This window comes from Halopseudomonas sabulinigri, assembly GCF_900105255.1.
Lineage (GTDB): Bacteria > Pseudomonadota > Gammaproteobacteria > Pseudomonadales > Pseudomonadaceae > Halopseudomonas > Halopseudomonas sabulinigri.
Genome location: NZ_LT629763.1, coordinates 945,519 through 964,775 on the forward strand (window position 1 = coordinate 945,519; position 19,257 = coordinate 964,775).

A 19,257-nucleotide genomic window follows, 5' to 3' on the forward strand; every position below is an offset into this window, starting at 1 on the left:
GAAGAGCATTTGGCCAGCATCGCGCTTCACGCCAGCGATTTACTCACCACCTCATACACGTCCGGTGACAGCTTCTCGGTGGCCAGAATACGCGCAAGCTCCTGCTGCATCAGTTGCTGACGGTCGCTGGCGAACTTGCGCCAGCGGCTGAGCGGCGTCACCAGCCGCGCCGCGATTTGCGGGTTCAAGCGATCCAGCTCGATGATGCGGTCCGCCAGGAAGCGGTAGCCGGCGCCATCGGCACGGTGGAAGTTGACCAGGTTCTGGTTGGCAAAAGCGCCGATCAGGGCACGCACCTTGTTCGGGTTGCGCAGGGTAAACAGCGGGTGCTGCATCAGCGCCTCTACCCGCTCCAGACCGCCCGGCTGGGTGCTACCAGCCTGAATGCTGAACCATTGATCCATCACCAGCGGGTAGGCTGCCCAGCGTTCGGCAAAGTGCTCAAGTGCAGCCTGGCGCGGCTGCTCGAAGGGCGAGTTGACCAGCGCCACCAAGGCAGCCTGCCGGTCTGTCATGTTATCGGCCTCAACAAACTGGCGCACACATTGCTGCACCACGGCCTGGTCATCGGTCAGCATCAGGTAGCCCAGCAGGGTGTTTTTCAGGCTGCGCATGGCCATGGCGTCGGCGTCCGCGCTGTAGTGCGCGCTGACCTGCAGACTGTCGAAACGCTGCTGCAACTCGCTCTTCAGGCTGCGCGCCAACTCGGCACGCAACCATTCACGGGCAAAGTGGATAGCGTCCACGTGAGCCGTATCAGCCAGCTCGACCAGATAGGCCTCGGATGGCAAGCGAATGATCTCGGCCACCATCGCAGCGTCCAGCGCGGTGTCGGCCAACACCGTGCGGTAGATGTCTGCCAGACGTTGATCCAGGTGCAACGGGCGGCCGGCACGATGGATCTCGACCAGGCCCTGCAGAACGTCTACCGCCAGACCCTGTGCGGCCTCCCAACGATTGAAACCATCGGGATCATGCTTGGCCAGAAACACCCGATCGTCGCGGCTGTAGGGATAGCTCAGCTTGACCGGTGCCGAGAAACCACGCAGCAGTGAGGGTAACGGCTCCTGGTCAATGTTGGCGAACACGAACTCCTGCTCGGCTTCGGTCACCGACAATACCGTCTCATTGCCGAGGCTCTGCTGCTCACCCGCCATTTGCAGCGGCAATTCCTGGCCTGCAGAGTCGAGCAGCGCCATGCGCACCGGAATCACCTGCGGCAGCTTCTCGCTCTGCCCCGGCGTGGCCGGGCAATGCTGACGGAAGCTCAGGCGGTACTCGCGCCGCGCCGCATCGTAATGGCTTGCCACGTCCAGACGCGGCGTACCGGCCTGACTGTACCAGCGCTTGAACTGACTGAAATCGGCGCCGTTGGCGTCTTCCAGCGCCTTGATGAAGTCATCGCAGGTCACCGCCTGACCGTCGTGCCGTTCAAAATACAGGTCGGTGCCCTTGCGAAAGCCCTCCGCGCCCAGCAGCGTATGCAGCATGCGCACGACTTCGGCGCCCTTCTCGTACACGGTCAGGGTGTAAAAGTTGGAGATCTCTATAAAGGAGTCCGGACGCACCGGGTGCGCCATCGGGCCGGCATCCTCGGCAAACTGGTTGGCGCGCAGAAAGGTCACGTCCTCTATGCGTTTGACCGTGCGCGAGTTCATGTCGGCGGAAAACTCGGAATCGCGGAATACCGTGAAGCCTTCCTTCAGCGACAGCTGGAACCAGTCGCGGCAGGTCACCCGGTTGCCTGACCAGTTATGGAAGTACTCGTGGGCGACCACCGCCTCGACGCGCTGAAACGCCATATCGGTGGCGGTATCCTGCTGCGCCAGCACACAGCTGGAATTGAAGATGTTCAGGCCCTTGTTTTCCATCGCGCCCATGTTGAAATCATTCACCGCGACGATCATGAAGATATCCAGATCGTATTCGCGGCCGTAGACCTCTTCATCCCAGCGCATGGAACGCTTGAGACTGTCCATGGCGTGGTCGCATTGCTCGCGGTTTTCCGGCTCAACATAGATACGCAGATCGATTTCTCGGCCGGTCATGGTAGTGAAGCTGTCCTGCAGCAGGCAGAGATCGCCTGCCACCAGGGCAAACAGATAAGCGGGTTTGGGGAACGGGTCTTCCCAACTGATCCAGTGACGGCCGCCGGCGTGCTCGCCGGAGGCAATGGGATTGCCGTTGGACAGCAACACGGGATAGCTGCCGCGATCGGCCACCACCGTGGTGGTAAAGCGGCTCATCACGTCCGGGCGATCAAGGTAATAGGTGATCTTGCGGAAGCCTTCAGCCTCGCACTGGGTGCAGAACATGCCGCCAGACTTGTACAGACCTTCGAGCGCGGTATTGTTCTGCGGCTCGATGCGCGTGGTGATTGCCAGGGCAAAACTGGCCGCCTGCGGTTGCAGGGTCAGACTGTCGTCATCAACCTGATAATTGCTCAGCGGTTGATCGTCGAGTTCGACCGACACCAACTCCAGCAACTGGCCGTCGAGTACCAGCGGCGGCTGAGCCTGGCCCTGCGGCTTGGCGTCATTCAGACGAATACTCAGACGGCTGTGAACCAGCGCATGATCTTCGAACAGCTCGAAGGTCAGCTGGGTTTCATCAATCCAGTAATCGGGCTGCTGATAGTCCTTGAGGTAGATCGTCTTCGGTTGTTCAGTACGCATGGTGAGCCTCTTGCCGGCGCAGGCCGGCCAGTGAAAGTTCGGCCCGCTGCAATCCGCGGCAGCGGGCTGGAGTTGCGTTGTCAGCTGACGCTGAAAGCCAGTTGATAAGCAGTATATTTGCGAATATTGATGACCGCGGTATCCAGCAGCAAATATTGACCCTTGATACCCAGCAGCGTGCCTTCGAGCAGCGGCTCTTTATCGAGATTGGCCGACTGCGGCTTGGCCACGTACTGCTCTACCGGATAACGAATCTCCAGGGGCGCGATGTCGGTGATCGGCTGAATAGCCTGCAGGCCGAACTGCGCCTGCAGGGCCTGAATGCCCTCGCCGGCCAGCTCCAGCAAACGCTCGCGCTCGGCGAGCAAGTCCAGTGGCTCAGGCTCGCCACGCAGCAGCGCACGCCAGTTGGTCTTGTCGGCCACGTGCTGGCGGATCAGGTCTTCCACCAGCCCGGACTGTTGCCGCGTCGCCACGCGCAGAATCGGCAAGGCCTGACTGGCGCCCTGGTCGATCCAGCGGGTAGGAATCTGGGTTGCGCGGGTAATACCGACCTTGAGTCCCGACGAGTTGGCCAGGTACACAATATGATCAGTCATGCAGAACTGCTCGCCCCAGGCCGGCTCTCGGCAAGTCCCCAGATGATAGTGGCACTTTTCCGGACTCATGATGCAGCTGTCACACTGCGCCAGCTTGGTAAAACAGGGGTAACAGTAGCCCTGATTGAAGCTCTTCTTGGTCTTGCGTCCGCAATGCACGCAGTTGATCTGACCGAGCGCCTGCAGGCGAATCTGCTTGCCAATGGCATCGTTCAGGGCAATGCGCTGCTCGCCCAGCGGCAGATGATAGGCAACTGGCGTCGTCGCATCAGCCAGCTCTCCGAGCATCTTGCGCACACTACCCTGGGTCTCCAGCTGCGCCATCAGTGCACCGTGCCGGAGCCGGTGGAAAACAGAATATTGGGGATGTCCTTCTGTTCGGACTTGCAGGCCTGCGGCCCCATGTAACCGGTGCGCTCTTCCTCCGGCAGATTGTCCTGCTCCCAGGCGATCATCGCCTGCAGACAGAGTTCTTTCTGCTCCTGCGTCAGTTTGCGGCCATCAGACCACTTGCCGATTTCCACGGCGAGTTTGAGGGCGGCATACACCTCTGGGGTGATATTGCGCAGCATGTCGATGAAAGTGGTCATCAGAACTCCGGCGAGAATGGAAAACGGCGATTATTGTAACGCGTCACAGGCGCCGCTGCAGCGCCCCGGCGATACTGCCAAACAGACAACCGACCAGCAGCCCACTGACGTGTGCCGCATTGGCTATGGCGCCAAACCCGAGCACGGTAATCAAACCCGACATGCACAGCGCCAGCCAGACCAGCATCATGATCACTACTCCCTTGGGCAGTGCGAAATACACGTTGGGGGCAATCAACTGATACAGCCAGCAATAGCCCAGCATGCCATACAACACACCAGAGAGACCGCCAAACAGGCCATCGGTGCCGGTCCACCACCACTGCGCGGTGTTGGAAATAACCCCGATCAGCAACGTCAGACCCAGTAACCACAACGCCCCGGAGCGCATCTCGATGCGCCGCCCCAGCTCCCAGAACCAGAGCGCATTGAAGGCCAGGTGCATCAAGCCAAAGTGAATAAAGATCGGTGTGATAAGCCGCCACCACTGCTGCATATCGGGTTGCGGTGCGAGGTAACCACTGGCCTCCAGCGGGGTGAAGGTCAGCAACACTACATTCTCAACATTACTGCCCAAGCCGGTAAACACGGCCACCAAGGCCGTTACCAGCAGCACCAGCAAGGTCGCCGGAATCAGCCGGTAAGACTGGCGCCAGTATGCTCTGGCCGGGGTTTCAGGCAAATCGCGCGGCGGTGCGCTGGGCAGCTCGGCCAACCCGCCCTGGTACAGCGCCTGCACGATATCTGCGGTAGCCTGATCAACCACCCAGACCACCTGCATACCGCGCTCTTCGCTGACGCGATGTACTACCCCGCGGCTGCGCAAAAAGCGCACCAGCGGGCGCAGGTCTTCTTCCAGCGAACAGGTAAAAGCACGTTGCATGACATCCTCAAGCGTAATGGGGTACGTCGACCCAAACGAAGTGATCCTGGTTCAGCTGTAGTTCGCCGTCCCAGCGGTAGGCAACGAGCTTGCCGTATTTGACCGCGCTGTAATCCAGGCACGCCAGATTGGGGCGTATCGAATGCGGTTGGCCTTGTTGCCAGTAATGCCCGACAAACAGAATCGGGTCGCCTGGACGATAGATCTGCAATGCCTGCTTTTGTTCAGCGCTGAGGGGGAGCGCGGCGATGTCTTCGGGCAGGGCATCGGGCTGGAATACCACGTCACCGTAGGTCTGTGGTGCTTCTTCCCAGAATTTGGTGCGAAAGGCGCCGCGGGTAAAGCCGTCCTTGCCGGTCATGGTCATCCCGTCCGGCAGGCGCATATCAGTGCCGCGCAGCAAGCGATCAAGGGTTTTCGATTCAAGGCTGCCCCACTGCGCGGCGGCGCGCAGATATTCGGCATCGATGCAGCCGTCGGGGTGCCGGGCGCGAAAGGGCTCGATCAGACGGTCATCCCAGCAGGCGTGCACCAGGCGTATTTCGTTGCAGTCTAGAAACAGCGGCAACTGGTAAAACCAGTCCAGAAAGCCTTGCCACTCGTCCGGCCAGGCGGCGAATTGCTGCAGGGTATCGCCAATCAGACGCAGGTGGCGCTCGTTGTGCTCACGCATGAATTCGCGGCCTGACTCCGGCGGCGCCGGGGTAGCCCAACACAGCGCATTGAACTCGTGATTGCCCATGATGCAGCGCGCGCTACCGGCCTCCACCATGTCACGCACCAAATGCAATGCCTCGCGAATGCGTGGCCCACGGTCGATGATGTCACCCAGAAACAACGCCTGCCGGCGTGGATGCCGCCATACACCCGCTTGCTTGCGATAGCCCATGTGCTCGAGCAGGCGCTCTACGGTCAGGGCGCAGCCATGCACATCGCCGATGATGTCATAGCCGCGCTCGCTCTCCAGCACACTCATTTACTGGTCCGTGAGACGGCTGGACCATCCCAGTTTGCTGCGGCAGATGGCGTAGAAGTTATGATCCAGCGGATGCAGCAGACGCAGCTTCTGCGGTTTCTTGCGGATAGTGATGCTGTCGCCGGGCGCACAGGATATATGCACCTGACCATCGCAGCTGACCTGCGGGTAAATGCCATTCTGATTGGAAATGATGATCTTCAATTCGCTGTTGCCGTCGACCACGATCGGTCGGCTCGACAGCGTATGCGGAAACATCGGCACCAGCACCACGGCGTCCAGCTTGGGATGCATGATTGGCCCGCCAGCGGATAGAGAGTAGGCGGTAGAACCGGTAGGCGTGGCCACAATGAGGCCATCGGACTTCTGACTGTAAACGAACTGGCCGTCGACATAGAGTTCAAACTCGATCATCCGCGCCGACTTGCCCGGATGCAATACCACATCATTCAACGCTTCACTGGTGCCCAGTTGCTCCTCGCCGCGGCGCACAAAAGCGTCCAGCAAAAAGCGCGTTTCAACCATGTATTGCCCGGCCAGCACCTCGCCAACGCGGTGCTCAAGCTCATCGGGCGGAATGTCGGTCAGAAAGCCGAGGCCGCCGCGGTTTACCCCCAGCACCGGGATGTTGTAACGACACAAGGCGCGAGCGGCCCCCAGCAGGCTACCGTCACCGCCAACCACGATGACCAGATCGCAAATCTCGCCCATCATTTTGCGCGAGCATACCTGCTGCTGGTGGCCCGGAAACAGATCGGCCACCGCATCTTCGAGAATCACGGTGTAACCGCTGTCGAGCAGAAAGCGCTTCAAGCGTTTGAGGGTATCCACCACTCGTCCGCTGCCGAGTCGACCGATTAGCCCGATATTGCGGAACTGATCCATACCACCTCTTTGCCCTGTTCGCTTGAGAGATGTGCGGACATGTCGGAGACTGCCCGGACAACAACGCTCTTCTGGAGCGCCGATTATTCCGCAGCCAGCCCCCGCTGGCAAATCAGGAACCGCGCCATGCTCACCCAATTCCGCCACGACGTAGTGCGCGACCTGGCCTGGGTAGCCTTCAGCCCGCCACTACTCGACGGCAGCACGCTGCCCCAGCGAGACCCGCTGCAGGACAGTCTCTGGCGCGCCGATCCGAATGCACTATGGCAGCGCCTGCAACAGCTGGACAGCACGCCGCAGGAGCTTGCCGCGCTCTTCCCCGCCGCCCGCGACCGCCGTCTCGGCAACTATTACGAACGGCTGTGGCACGCCCTGCTCATGCTCGCCCCCGATGTATCCATAGTGGCGCACAATATCGCCTTGCGCGAGCAGGGCCGAACCCTCGGTGAGCTGGATCTGATCATCCAGGCAGCCAATGGCGACTTGGTACACCTGGAGCTGGCCATCAAATTCTATCTGGGCCGACCTGAACTACGGACCACCGCCGGCAGCTGCAGCGACCCGGCGCTCTGGTGGGGGCCAGATCCAAGCGACCAACTTGCACGCAAGGTCGATCGCCTGCGTGATCATCAGCTACCCCTGGTCAGCCAGCTTGCCGCGCACTGTGCCGAGCCCGTACCACAGCCCAACTGCTCGGCGGCCTGGCTGCAAGGCTTTCTGTTTCAATCTGCGGCGCAGCGCATGCCGCCCGCCTGTGGGCAGCAGCCAAGGCCGGGGCAGCAGATGTGGTGTCAACGCCATCAGGTGACGCAGTTGCTGCCCGCCGACAGCCAGTGGCTGGCGATACCGCACAAGGAATGGTTGATGCCGCCGCGCGCCGAGCCCGGCTTGCTGTTGCGGCCAGATCAGATGGGAGGGGTGTTCGACAAGGCCAGGGCGCGCCAGGCGGTGATGTTCGCGCGGGTAGACTCAATGGCGGCGTACCAACCGCTGCACGCAGACCGCCTGATCTGCGTCGCGGATGACTGGCCTGCCTGATCAGTCGATATCGGTAGAGGTACGGCTCTGCAGTTTTACCAGGTCGCGTTTGAGGGCCACATTCAGCTTCTGCTGCTGGGCCAGCTCCTGCTTGATATCCAGCAGTTCACCCTGAACGATCTCAAGATGATCGGCGTGCGTGCCCTTGAGTTCGGCCAGCGCCTGATCCTTCTCCAGCGTCAGCGCCTTCAGGCGGTTGTTCAGCAGTTCGATCTGGCGTTGATATTCGCGGGTTTCCAGCGCGTGCTGTTCCAGCACCTCGTCCAGATCATCGCTGTGCGGGGCACTCGACTCAATCGGCGTCAGCGTAGTGTTATCAGGATCGATGATGACTCCACTGCCATACCAGCTGTCTTCCGCCGCCACCTGCAGCCGCTCGGGCGAAATGATGCCAATGGCTTCTTCATCCTCACCCAGAATACCGAGCGTGTTGCGCGTCACCGCCTCCTTGATCAGGGCAAGATCATTGGTACCGGCACGCTGGCCCGGCTTCCACAGCAACGGACGATAGTTGGGCTGCTTGTTATAGCCCAGGCAGACCAGGCGAATTGGTCCGCCACCCATGTCAGGGCCGCGCTCGGCTTTCTCGGCCAGCTGCCGCAGCGGCATGTTCCATAGCCGGTTGACGTAGCCGTCCAGGTCGAAGTCGAGTGTGAAGAACACCGCTGCACGAACCTGCAGCCGCGAGTTGATCTGCACGAAAGCGGCTTCCACCGTTTCGTCAGCGAATTCGGGTGACGCCACGAGGCCGTCCAGCAATGCTTCAAACTCGGGGAACAGCATTTCCTTGCATATGCCGCGTTCCGAGAAAAACATCACCGCCTCTGTGAGCATTGGCTTTGTTGCGGTGCTCATCATCTATCTCCTTGCCCTGCTCAATACTCTGCGCCTTTTTTGCGGCAAATGCATCCCGCATGCCGTTTAAGGCAGCCAGTGTAAGGAAAAGGTTCAAACGGGTATGTGACCGACTTGGCAAGCAGCCAATCAGACCCCGCAGACAGGGGCGCAGGCACAGGCAGCGCGCGGGCTGAAGAGGCCTGGTCACAGCACCGCCATAGCGCAAGCGAATGCTTCGCTTGCGCTAAGCACGGGTATCAGAGTGCAGCGGCCAGGCGTGAGCCCTGATCAATCGCTCGCTTGGCGTCCAGCTCGGCAGCGACATCCGCCCCCCCGATCAGGTGCACCGGCTTGCCCGCGGACTGCAGCTCAGCATGCAGTTCACGCAGCGGCTCCTGACCGGCGCAGAGAATAATGGTATCGACCGGCAACACCTTGTCTTCGCCGCTCTCACCAATGCGAATGTGCAACCCCGCATCGTCTACCTTGACGTAGTTGACCGAATTGAGCATCTGCACCTGCTTGCTCTTGAGCCCGGCGCGGTGAATCCAGCCAGTGGTCTTGCCCAGGCCGTCGCCGACCTTGCTGGTCTTGCGCTGCAGCAGATAAACCTCGCGGGCCGGCGGGTGCGGCTCAGCCTTGATGCCGGCAATGCCGCCACGGGCCTGGAGTGCGGGGTCAATCCCCCATTCCTTCCAGAACAGATCAATATCCTGACTGGGACTCGTGCCCTGATGGGTGATCATCTCACTGACGTCAAAGCCAATCCCGCCCGCGCCGATCACGGCGACCCGCTGACCCACCGGCTTGCGCTCCAGAATGGCGTCCAGATAACCGATTACCTTCGGATGGTCGATACCCGGAATCGCCGGCGTGCGCGGCACGATACCGGTGGCCAGAATCACCTCGTCAAACTCAGCCAGATCGGCCGCACTGACTCGGCGGTTCAATTGCAGCTGCACCCCGGTCACCTCGATGCGTTTGCCGAAGTAGCGCAAGGTCTCATAGAACTCCTCCTTGCCCGGCACCCGCTTGGCTACGTTGAACTGGCCGCCAATCTCGCTGGCCGAGTCAAACAGGGTGACCTGATGGCCGCGTTCGGCGGCGACCGTGGCGGCCGCCAAACCGGCCGGCCCGGCGCCCACTACCGCCACATTTTTTACCTGAGTGGTAGGAATGTAATTGAGCTCGGTCTCGTAACAGGCCCGCGGATTGACCAGACAGCTGGTCAGCTTGCCGCCAAAGGTGTGATCCAGACAGGCCTGGTTGCAGCCGATGCAGGTATTGATTTCATCCGCGCGGCCAGCCGCGGCCTTGTTGACGAAATCAGGGTCGGCCAGGAACGGGCGGGCCATGGAGATCATGTCTGCGGCGCCTTCGGCCAGCAGCTGGTTAGCCAGCTCGGGCGTGTTGATCCGGTTAGTGGTGACCAGCGGAATGGAAACCTCGCCCTTGAGCTTGGCCGTCACCTTGGCAAATGCGCCGCGCGGCACCTTGGTCGCAATAGTGGGAATTCGCGCTTCGTGCCAACCGATCCCGGTATTGATGATGGTCGCACCGGCTTGCTCGATGGCCTTGGCGAGCAGCACCACTTCATTCCAGGTACTGCCGTTCTCGATCAGATCGAGCATCGACAGGCGATAGATGATGATGAAGTCATCGCCGGCCGCTTCGCGTACGCGGCGAACAATTTCCACCGGCAGGCGCATACGGTTCTCGAAGCTGCCGCCCCAGCGGTCGGTGCGCTTGTTTACGTGGGCGACCAGAAACTGATTGATGAAGTAACCTTCCGAGCCCATTACTTCCACACCGTCGTAACCGGCCTCCTTGGCCAGCACAGCGCAGCGCGCGAAGTCGGCGATCTGCTTCTCGATGCCCTCTTCGTCCAGCTCTTTTGGAGTGAAAGGATTGATCGGGGCCTGCACCGCACTGGCCGAGACCTGCTTGGGGCTGTAGGCGTAACGGCCGGCGTGCAGAATCTGCATGCAGATCTTGCCGCCTTCGGCGTGTACCGCCTGGGTAATCACCTTGTGCTGGGCAGCTTCTTCCGGGGTGGTCATCTTGGCTGCGCCGTGGGCCACGCAGCCCTCTTCGTTCGGGCCGATGCCGCCGGTAACGATCAGACCAACACCGCCGCGCGCGCGCTCGGCAAAGTAGGCCGCCATGCGATTGAAGCCATTGGGGCGCTCTTCCAGTCCGGTGTGCATGGAGCCCATCAAGGTGCGGTTGCGCAGCGTGGTAAAGCCCAGATCCAGCGGGGCCAGCAATTCGGGATAAAGCGTTTGTGCGGTCATGGTTATCTCATCGCCTCGTCAGCGTCATCAGGACGGCTCTCGATTACCTGCGCGGAGCCTGTTGTGGGCAAAACAATAGGCCCAGCCAAGTGCCCACTCAATCACCCAAAGTGACACATTCATAACCCTGAATTACACTGCCGTCTCCCGCTCGACGCCTCCACCTCATAGACGACGGCCAATCCACGATGAAACTCGGCGACATTTCCGTCAGCTATCTGCTTAGCCTGCGCTCCGCGATTCGCCAGCAGCAGCTGGATCCAGCGCCGCTGCTGGAACGCTTTGGCATCACTGAAGCGCTGCTGGCCGAGCCGCACGCGCGCATCAGCATCCCGCGTTTCATGCGCCTGGGCAACGCGGCCATACGCTACACCAAGAACCCGGCCATTGGCCTGGCGATGGGCAATCACAGCCAGCTCAGCCACCTGGGGCTGGCCGGCATGACGGCGCAGTGCGCACCCGATCTGGCAACCGCCTTTGAGGTACTGGTGCGCTACGAGCGGCTAACCAGCCAGAACTACCGCGGCCATTCCAGCTTCGAGGCTCCGGCGCTGCGCTTCTACTCGATTGCGCCTTACAACATGTTCAATCTGTTCGTGGTCGATTCCGCCCTCTCGGCCCGCGCCCTGACGGGCAAGCAGCTGACTGGTGGCTTGGCGCAGCTGCGTGAGGTGCATATCGAGTTCCCGCCGCCAACCTACGCCGCCCGGTACGAAGAGCTGTTTCAATGCCCGGTGCTGTTTTCCCAGCCGCACAATCAATTGATGTGGGAACCGCGTAGCCTGCAGCTACCGCTGACGCAAAGCGCGCCCGGGCATTACCAGCACCTGCTGACGCTGTGCGACCAACGGCTGCATGAACTCACGCGGCATCGCGGACTGCGCGAGCGGGTGGAGAGCATAGTAGCGCCGCAACTGCACCAAAGGCTGCCCAGCCTGATGCAGGTCGCGCGCGAGCTTGGTCTGCCATCCTGGACCCTGCGCAGACGCCTGCAACAGGAAGACCACACCCGTTTTCAGGACATCATTGACGACATGCGCCGCGAGCTAGCCGTCAGCTATATTCGAGATACCGAACTGGCACTGGGCGAGATTGCATTTCTGCTGGGATTTTCATCACCGGAGGCATTTCAGCGCGCGTTCAAGCGCTGGACGGGATCGGCGCCAGGAGGCTACCGCCGGGGAATACTTGAGAAAGGAAAGACTTGAATAAAACAATTTAAAACAGGGATTTACCGCCTATTTCCAGAAAACGCATAAAGAGAATTACATCTCTTCAGCGTCTTCTACATCTTCATCACGTTGCTGCATCTGTTGTTCGATCAACTCTTCAATATAGTCACTCATTATCCATCTCCCTTTTCTTCTTTGACGATCATGACGTACTGCTAACGGGTTTTACGTTAGCCACGCCAGATGACATTCAGATGAACCAGAGAGTGGAAAGTTCCCGCACCTCAGACCAGCAATATCGCCACGACCACCAGCGCCAGGCACTCGAAGCCTTCAAGCAAGGCCCCGGCAGTATCGCCAGTGGTCCCGCCCAGGCGCACCAACAGCAGCTTGCGACAATACAGTAGCAGCGCCACGGCGACCAACAACGCTAACAGACCGGGCCAGCCAAAGCAGATCAAGGCCAGAGCATTCCCCGCCAACACCCATTGCAGGCGCAAACGCGGCATCGCCTGAGTAAGGCTGCTACCAAGGCCACCCGCGCGCACGTAGGCAGTACTCAGCAGCAGCGCCGGCAACAGGCAGCGCCCGAGCCAGGGCGCGATCAGCAACAGCTGCCACTGGTTATCAGCCAGCAAAACCAGTAGCGCGCAGTACTTCAACAGCAGACACAGCACCAGGGCCATCACGCCCATAGGGCCGCAGGCCGGGTCTTTCATGATCGCCAGGGTACGCTCGCGGTCGCCAAAGCCCCCAACCCAGGCATCAACGGTGTCGGCCAGGCCATCGAGATGCAGGCCGCCGGTGAGCCAGACCCAGGCCGCCAGCAACACCGCTGCACGCAGTATTACATCCACACCACCCAGCAGCGCATTTGCTGCGAGCAGTAATGCTCCCAGCAGCAAACCCACCAGCGGATACCAGAGCAAGGATTCCGCGCTTTCACTGGCAGTCGGCGAACGCCGCAGGCGAACCGGTAAGCGCGTCAGAAACTGCAATGCCACGGCGAAGGGCATCATGCGATGAGCTCTCGCAGGCCGTCTTGCCGATCAAACTGCAGCGACACCAGCTCGGCATAGCCTACCGTTACCTGCAACAACGCAGCGGGCGCCAACCCGCGGGCGCGCGCCAGCAGTAGCCGCATAACCCCGGCGTGGCACACCACCAGCAAGCGTTGCCCGGCATAGCACGCGTACAGGTGCTGCAGGGCGCTATCGATGCGCGCTGCAAAGGCTTGCAGCGACTCCGCGCCGGGCGGTGTATAGGCATAGGGGTCGGCCCAGAAGCGGCCAAGTTCGTCGGCCTGGGTCTGCATCAGCTCACTGGGATGCTTGCCTTCCCAGACGCCAAAGTGCAGTTCGCGCAGATCGTTGCTGTATTCCAGGGGCAAATTTCGCTGCACTGCCAGTTGCTCGGCAAAAAGCGCGCAGCGACGCAGCGGCGAACTGACAATACGCTGCCACCCGGACAGCGGCGCAACGGCCGTATTCAGTTGCTGCCAGCCGGTTTCCGTTAGCAGATCATCCAGGCTGCCGCGCAAGCCGCCTCCCTGCTCTGTTTCACCGTGGCGCAGAAAGTCCAGACGCAGGCTCATCGCAGGCTGACCGATACCGCAGCCTCCTGAAAGGTCGCCATTTCGTTGTGCAGACGGCAGGCCGACTGCAACAACGGCACTGCAACAGCGGCGCCACTGGCCTCGCCAAGGCGCATTTCCATGGCCAGCAGCGGCTCGGCGTCAAGGGCGTCGAGCAATTCCTGATGACAGGGCTCGGCACTGCGATGGCTGTACAGCAACCAGGGCGCCACACCGGGGTTCATGCGCTGAGCACAGAGCGCCGCCGCCGAACAGATATAGCCATCGACCAAGGCCGCAATACCCTCTTGCGCAGCGGCAATATAGGCGCCCGCCAGCGCCGCAATTTCCAGCCCACCCACGCGGGTCAGCGCTTCCAGCGGTGAATCAATGTGCGGCCGGTGCAGCTTCAGCGCCGCCTCGATCACTCGCGTCTTGTGCTGCAAACCGCCCCCCTTCATACCGGTGCCGGCCCCCACCAACCGGGCTACCGGCTGGTCGAGCAGCAGACAGGCCAGAGCGCAGGCGCTGCTGGTATTGCCGATGCCCATATCTCCGCCAATAAACAGATCAGCGCGTTTCTCGATGCTACGCTGCACTGCCTCCCGCCCTGCCAGCAGCGCGTGCGCACACTGCACGCTGGTCATCGCCCGCTGCTGGCGAAAATTGGCCGTGCCGGGGGCGATTTTCAATTGGCGTACCCCGGGCAACGGGCCCACTTCGTGCACCAGCCCCAGCTCCAGCAGCTCCAGTTCAGCGCCCAGGTGGCGAGCCAGCACGCTGATGGCCGCGCCACCTTGAGCAAAATTGGCGAGCATCTGACCGGTAACTTCCTGCGGGTACGCCGAAACACCTTCCTCAGCAATGCCGTGATCGGCGGCGAAAATGGAGATCCAGATGCGCTCAACAGCGGGCTGGCTGCGCCCTTGCAGCCCCGCCAGCGTGACGGCGAGCTGCTCCAGGCGACCGAGTGCTCCCAGCGGTTTGGTGAGTTGCGTCTGTCGCGCTAGCGCCTGCGCCCGCCTACCCCCGTCAAGACTTCGCGCCGCTGCCTGCCACCAAGCTCCTTTCACACGCTCTCTCCCTTCAAGGTCTGCGGAAGTCCCGCAATACAGACCACCACCCGTTCGCAGTGTGCTGCCAGTTCCTGATGCAACCAGCCTGCTTCGTCGACAAACCGCCGGCTCAACTCACCCATGGGCACCACGCCCAAGCCGGTCTCGTTACTGACCATGATCAAGCGCCCTGGCAACTGCTGAAGGCTGTCGAACAGCCGCTGACGCTCATGCGCCCAGCGTGTTGTGTCCGTGTCGAGCAACAGGTTGCTCAACCACAATGTCAGGCAGTCTACCAGCAGACAGCGCTCCTGCGAGGCGTGTTGTTGCAGCACCTGCGCCAGCGCCAATGGCTCCTCTACCAGCGCCCAGTCTGCGGGGCGGCGAGCACGATGATGCGCTACCCGCGCGGCCATCTCCGCATCGCGTGGCTGACAGGTGGCAATATAGGTGACCGACAGCCCGGATTCCAGCGCCAGCCGCTCTGCCATGCGGCTTTTGCCCGAGCGCGCGCCACCCAGAATCAGTTCATGCATGGGGCACCCCACAAAGCACGCGCAGTTTTTCCGTATCCAGATGCTGCGCCACTAAATCGGCTAGACGATCCAGATCGCGCTCGCGCAACGCAGCATAGTCCAGCCCCTGGGCGTTGCTTAGGCCAGCCCAGGCCAGAATCGCCCGCTGGGTCGCGGGCTGTTCGAAGAAGCCGTGCAAATAGGTGCCCGCCACCTGGCCGTCTGCGCTCAGCGCACCCTCGGTTTTGCCACCGTGCAGCTGTACCAGCGGCCGGCCCAACGCCGGCCCCATACTCACGCCGGCGTGAATTTCGTACCCACTGACGGCGGCCTGCGCCAGGCTCAGCGTGCCCGTCACGTTGGTGAGCTGTTTCGCCGCGCGCAATTCGGTGTGCATGTCGAGCAAGCCCAGCCCCTGAACATCACCCGGCGCACCCTCCAGCCCCAGCGGGTCAGCCAGCCGCGTGCCCAGCATCTGAAAGCCACCACAGATACCCAACAGCTTACCGCCGTAACGTAAATGCCGTTGCAGAGCCTGATCCCAACCCTGGCTACGCAAATAGGCAAGATCGGCTGCGACGCTTTTCGAGCCTGGCAGAATCATCAGATCGGCCGGCGGGATCGGCTGGCCCGGCCCAACGAATGTCAGCTTGACCTGCGGATGCAGGCGCAACGGATCAAAGTCGGTATGGTTACTGATGCGCGGCAGCACTGGCACTACCACCCGAATAGCGTTCTGCTGTTTGGCCACCTGCCGGGTGTCTACCGCGTCCTCGGCTTCGAGGTGCAAGTCATGCAAGTACGGCAGCACGCCAAGCACAGGTTTGCCGGTACGCTGCTCCAGCCAGCGCAGGCCCGGCTCCAGTAGTGCAATATCGCCACGAAACCGGTTGATGACAAAACCCTGCACCCGCGCCTGCTCGCTCGGCGACAACAGCTCAAGCGTGCCCACCAGGTGAGCGAACACGCCGCCCTTGTCGATATCGGCAATAATGATCACCGGACAATCCACTGCCTCGGCAAAGCCCATATTGGCAATATCGCCTTCGCGCAGATTGATTTCAGCCGGCGATCCGGCACCCTCCACCAGAATGACCGGGTAGCGGCTGCGCAAGCGTTCATGCGCCGCCAGCACGGATTGCATGGCGATTGGCTTATAGGCGTGGTAGGCCACCGCATCCATATTGCCGACGGGCTGGCCCTGAATGATGACCTGCGCCCCCACATCGCTGTTGGGCTTGAGCAGAATCGGGTTCATGTCGGTATGCGGGCTGAGGCGCGCGGCCTGCGCCTGCACCGCCTGAGCGCGGCCGATCTCGCCGCCATCCTCGGTCACCGCTGCATTGAGCGCCATGTTCTGTGGCTTGAACGGCGCCACCGCCACGCCCTCGCGCACCAGCCAGCGGCACAAAGCGCTGACCAAGGTACTCTTGCCCGCATCCGAGGTCGTGCCCTGCACCATCAAACTGCTCATGCCAACTCCTTCAGACAGTCCTGCAGCGCCAGCTGCAACCGCTGCCATTGTGATTCTGAGCGCGGCAAACCGAAACGCACGCCAGCCAACTCGGGAAACAACCTGACCAGCACACCGCGCCGCGCCAAGCTGCGGTAAAGCGCCGGCGCCTGCGCGGCACCTGGCTGGCGCCATTGAAACAAACCGCAACCGCCGCCGCCCTGCAGACCCGATGCGTTCAGCAACGAGTCCAGGCGATCACTGTCCTGCAACAGGCGGCTACGCCACAACTGCTGAGTACGGCGGTCCCCGAGGATTGCTTGCCCCACTGCGCGCGCCGGTCCGCTGACCGTCCAGGGGCCCAGTTGCTCTTCAAGCGCGGCCAGTGTGTGCTCGGCGGCCAGCACAAAGCCCAAGCGTAGGCCCGCCAGACCGAAGAACTTGCCCACCGAGCGCAGCACGATCAAGCCTGGCAAATGACTGTGGGGTGCCAGACTGCAGCCTGGCGTCACATCCATAAAAGCCTCGTCCACTACCAGCCAGCCCCCTGCGCAACAAGCGTCTGATGCCACTGCAACAAGCGTTCAGCCGATATCAGTTGGCCTGTAGGGTTGTTCGGGTTGACCACCACCAGCACATCCAGCTGCCCCAGCTGCTGTGCAGACACACCAGGGCTGAGGCTGACGACCTCATGCCCGGCGCGCACCCAGGCCTGACGGTGCTCGGCATAGGTCGGCTCGACAATGCCTACGCGGCAGGGGCGGCGCAGCATCGGCAAGGCCTGGATCGCGGCCTGCGACCCTGCTACCGGCAGCGCCCGGGGCGCAGCGTAATAGTCGGCAGCCATCTCGCCGAGTCCATCGTCCGGCTCGGGCAGACGGCTCCAGACCGAATGTGGCAATGGGGGAATCGGCCAATGGTAAGGCGCCAATCCGGTGGACAGGTCCAGCCATTGCTCAAGCGGCAGGCCAAATTCGCTGGCCGCACGGCGCAGGCGCCCGCCGTGCTCAAGCATGGCTAAGAATCCACACCAGCAGGATCAGCAGTAGCCATACCAGCAGACTGCGGCGCACCAGCTGCAGCGCACGCAGAATATCCTGCGCGCGCGGCGCGGCGCCCAGCCCCAACGTTGGCCGGGTAACGGATTCACCGTGGTACACCGCCGCGCCGCCCAGTTGCAGTTGCAGCGCGCCAGCGCCCGCCGCCATCACCGGACCGGCGTTGGGGCTGTCCCAGGCGGCGGCCTGAGTACGCCAGCTGCGCCAGCCGCTGCCAGCATCACCACATAGGCAGTAGCTCAGCGCCACCAGCCGAGCGGGCAGATAATTGAGCACATCATCCATGCGCGCGGCGACCCGGCCAAAGAGTAGAAAACGCGGGGTGCGGTAACCCCACATGGCATCCAGAGTGTTACTCAGGCGATACAACACCACACCAGGCGCGCCCAGCAGCAGAAACCAGAACAAGGCGGCAAAGAGTGCATCACTGCCGTTCTCCAGCACCGACTCAACCGTAGCTCTGGCAATGCCCTCCTCGCTCAGCTGCCGGGTGTCGCGACTGACAATGCGGCCTACCAACTCGCGCGCCAAGGGTAAATCCTTGCGTTGCAGTGCTTCGGCAATGGGCCGTGCGTGCGCTGTCAGGCTCTGGCCACCAAGACATACATACAGGCAGAGCACGGCAAACACCCAGCCCAGCACCGGCCAACTGGCCAGCCAGTAAGCCAGCACGGTAAAGGGGAGTACCGCCAGCGCCCAGGCAAGAGCGCCGCGCAGAATGCTGTTGTGCCGATTCAACCGCTGCTCCAGGTACTGGGCCCAGCGGCCAAAGCCAACCAGCGGGTGCCAACGTGAAGGTTCACCCAGCAAGCGATCCAATAGCGCAGCCAGCAGGGCCGCAGGCAGCAGGCCGGTCACCTGGCACGCCAGCCGGCAATAATGCCGACCAATTGTTGCAGCCCGTCGGTCAGCGCGCCCACACCCGGCTGCAGGATATCCGCCGATTTGATCTCGTGTAGCTGCCCGTTCCGTACCGCAGGTATTGCCTGCCAACCGTCACGGGCACTGACTTGCTCAGGGCGAAAGCGCTTGCCGCACCAGGAGCCAATAATGATATCCGGCGCGCGGCGTACCACCTCCTGCGGGTCGGCGATAATGCGCTGGCGCGCACCGGGCGCAGAGGCCAGCTCGGCAAAGCAGTCCTGGCCACCGGCCAGTTCAATCAACTCGCTGACCCAGCCAATGCCGGAAATCAGCGGCTCGTTCCATTCCTCAAAATAAACCCGGGGCCTTGCGGCACCCTGCGGCGCGGCATTGCGCACCTGCAGCAGCCCATCTTCCAGTTCGGCCACCAGTTCAGCGGCGCGCTCAGCCGCACCGACCAGGGCGCCCAGCGTTGAGATCATGCGCAAGATGCCGGCAATGCTGCGCTGATTGAACAGATGCACCTCTAACCCGGCGCGCGCCAGATCAGCCAGCAAACCGGCCTGCAGATCGCAATAACCCAGCACCAGATCCGGCTCTAGCGCGATGATCTCGTCTATTTTGGCGCTGGTGAAGGCGGCGATTTTCGGCTTTTCCTTGCGCGCCTGCGGCGGCCGCACGGTAAAACCGGAGATGCCGACGATACGCTGCTGCTCACCCAGGCAATACAGCACCTCACAAGTTTCGGTCGACAGGCAGACGATGCGCTGCGGTCCGCTACCGATGTCAT

At 61.8% G+C, this 19,257-nt stretch carries 17 protein-coding genes and 1 pseudogene; 2 read left to right on the top strand and 16 right to left on the bottom strand.

The window, feature by feature from the left end; translation table 11 throughout:
• Positions 1-26: 26 nt before the first annotated feature.
• The 6 genes from pepN to BLU26_RS04165 all read right to left on the bottom strand — a co-directional run bounded on the left by pepN (position 27) and on the right by BLU26_RS04165 (position 6,608).
• Entirely contained in the window at positions 27-2,675 is a 2,649-nt protein-coding gene (gene pepN, locus BLU26_RS04140; protein ID WP_092284132.1) for an aminopeptidase N, read from the bottom strand.
• An 80-nt stretch (positions 2,676-2,755) separates the two neighbouring features.
• The gene (locus BLU26_RS04145) at positions 2,756-3,598 is read right to left on the bottom strand and encodes a DUF2797 domain-containing protein (RefSeq protein WP_092284134.1); all 843 of its coding nucleotides are present in this window, start codon (positions 3,596-3,598) and stop codon (positions 2,756-2,758) included.
• On the bottom strand, positions 3,598-3,864 hold the full coding sequence (locus tag BLU26_RS04150) for a YeaC family protein (protein ID WP_092284137.1): 267 nt from the start codon (positions 3,862-3,864) through the stop codon (positions 3,598-3,600). Before BLU26_RS04150 ends, BLU26_RS04145 begins: the two co-directional genes overlap by 1 nt.
• A gap of 43 nt (positions 3,865-3,907) precedes the next feature.
• Positions 3,908-4,747 carry a rhomboid family intramembrane serine protease gene (locus BLU26_RS04155; RefSeq protein WP_092284139.1) on the bottom strand — a complete coding sequence of 280 codons (840 nt, stop codon included), beginning with the start codon at positions 4,745-4,747 and terminating at the stop codon, positions 3,908-3,910.
• Positions 4,748-4,754: 7 nt separating this feature from the next.
• Positions 4,755-5,717 (bottom strand): metallophosphoesterase, encoded by a 963-nt coding sequence (locus tag BLU26_RS04160; RefSeq protein WP_092288355.1) that lies wholly within the window; start codon positions 5,715-5,717, stop codon positions 4,755-4,757.
• 6 nt (positions 5,718-5,723) lie between these two features.
• Positions 5,724-6,608, bottom strand: a complete 885-nt coding sequence (locus BLU26_RS04165) for an NAD(+) kinase (protein WP_092284141.1) — start codon at positions 6,606-6,608, stop codon at positions 5,724-5,726.
• Between the two features lie 126 nt (positions 6,609-6,734).
• Here BLU26_RS04165 and BLU26_RS04170 point away from each other — a divergent pair, with 126 nt between their 5' ends.
• Positions 6,735-7,646 (top strand): DUF1853 family protein, encoded by a 912-nt coding sequence (locus BLU26_RS04170; RefSeq protein WP_157719297.1) that lies wholly within the window; start codon positions 6,735-6,737, stop codon positions 7,644-7,646.
• On the opposite strand, the gene BLU26_RS04175 is transcribed toward BLU26_RS04170, so the two are convergent.
• Together BLU26_RS04175 and BLU26_RS04180 are read right to left on the bottom strand one after the other, a co-directional pair.
• On the bottom strand, positions 7,647-8,501 hold the full coding sequence (locus BLU26_RS04175; RefSeq protein WP_157719298.1) for a hypothetical protein: 855 nt from the start codon (positions 8,499-8,501) through the stop codon (positions 7,647-7,649).
• A 239-nt stretch (positions 8,502-8,740) separates the two neighbouring features.
• Positions 8,741-10,777, bottom strand: coding sequence for an NADPH-dependent 2,4-dienoyl-CoA reductase (locus BLU26_RS04180; protein WP_092284147.1), 2,037 nt, complete (start codon positions 10,775-10,777; stop codon positions 8,741-8,743).
• A gap of 188 nt (positions 10,778-10,965) precedes the next feature.
• On the opposite strand from BLU26_RS04180, the gene BLU26_RS04185 reads away from it, so the two are divergent.
• A complete protein-coding gene (locus BLU26_RS04185; protein ID WP_092284149.1) occupies positions 10,966-11,985 on the top strand; it encodes an AraC family transcriptional regulator in 1,020 nt (339 codons plus the stop codon).
• 248 nt (positions 11,986-12,233) lie between these two features.
• On the opposite strand, the gene BLU26_RS04190 is transcribed toward BLU26_RS04185, so the two are convergent.
• The 8 genes and pseudogenes from BLU26_RS04190 to BLU26_RS04225 all read right to left on the bottom strand — a co-directional run bounded on the left by BLU26_RS04190 (position 12,234) and on the right by BLU26_RS04225 (position 19,252).
• Entirely contained in the window at positions 12,234-12,968 is a 735-nt protein-coding gene (locus BLU26_RS04190; RefSeq protein WP_092284151.1) for an adenosylcobinamide-GDP ribazoletransferase, read from the bottom strand.
• Complete coding sequence (gene cobC / locus BLU26_RS04195; protein ID WP_092284153.1) at positions 12,965-13,543, bottom strand: alpha-ribazole phosphatase family protein; 579 nt, start codon at positions 13,541-13,543, stop codon at positions 12,965-12,967. Before cobC ends, BLU26_RS04190 begins: the two co-directional genes overlap by 4 nt.
• Positions 13,540-14,595: a nicotinate-nucleotide--dimethylbenzimidazole phosphoribosyltransferase gene (cobT, locus tag BLU26_RS04200; protein ID WP_092284155.1), complete on the bottom strand. Its 1,056-nt coding sequence runs from the start codon at positions 14,593-14,595 to the stop codon at positions 13,540-13,542. Before cobT ends, cobC begins: the two co-directional genes overlap by 4 nt.
• Positions 14,592-15,113 (bottom strand): bifunctional adenosylcobinamide kinase/adenosylcobinamide-phosphate guanylyltransferase, encoded by a 522-nt coding sequence (gene cobU, locus BLU26_RS04205; protein WP_092284157.1) that lies wholly within the window; start codon positions 15,111-15,113, stop codon positions 14,592-14,594. Before cobU ends, cobT begins: the two co-directional genes overlap by 4 nt.
• The gene (locus BLU26_RS04210) at positions 15,106-16,566 is read right to left on the bottom strand and encodes a cobyric acid synthase (RefSeq protein WP_092284159.1); all 1,461 of its coding nucleotides are present in this window, start codon (positions 16,564-16,566) and stop codon (positions 15,106-15,108) included. Before BLU26_RS04210 ends, cobU begins: the two co-directional genes overlap by 8 nt.
• A pseudogene (gene cobD, locus BLU26_RS04215) lies at positions 16,563-17,560 on the bottom strand (threonine-phosphate decarboxylase CobD). Before cobD ends, BLU26_RS04210 begins: the two are co-directional and overlap by 4 nt.
• On the bottom strand, positions 17,553-18,461 hold the full coding sequence (gene cbiB / locus BLU26_RS04220) for an adenosylcobinamide-phosphate synthase CbiB (protein ID WP_092284161.1): 909 nt from the start codon (positions 18,459-18,461) through the stop codon (positions 17,553-17,555). Before cbiB ends, cobD begins: the two are co-directional and overlap by 8 nt.
• Complete coding sequence (locus BLU26_RS04225) at positions 18,458-19,252, bottom strand: cobalamin-binding protein (RefSeq protein WP_092288356.1); 795 nt, start codon at positions 19,250-19,252, stop codon at positions 18,458-18,460. Before BLU26_RS04225 ends, cbiB begins: the two co-directional genes overlap by 4 nt.
• Positions 19,253-19,257: the final 5 nt, after the last annotated feature.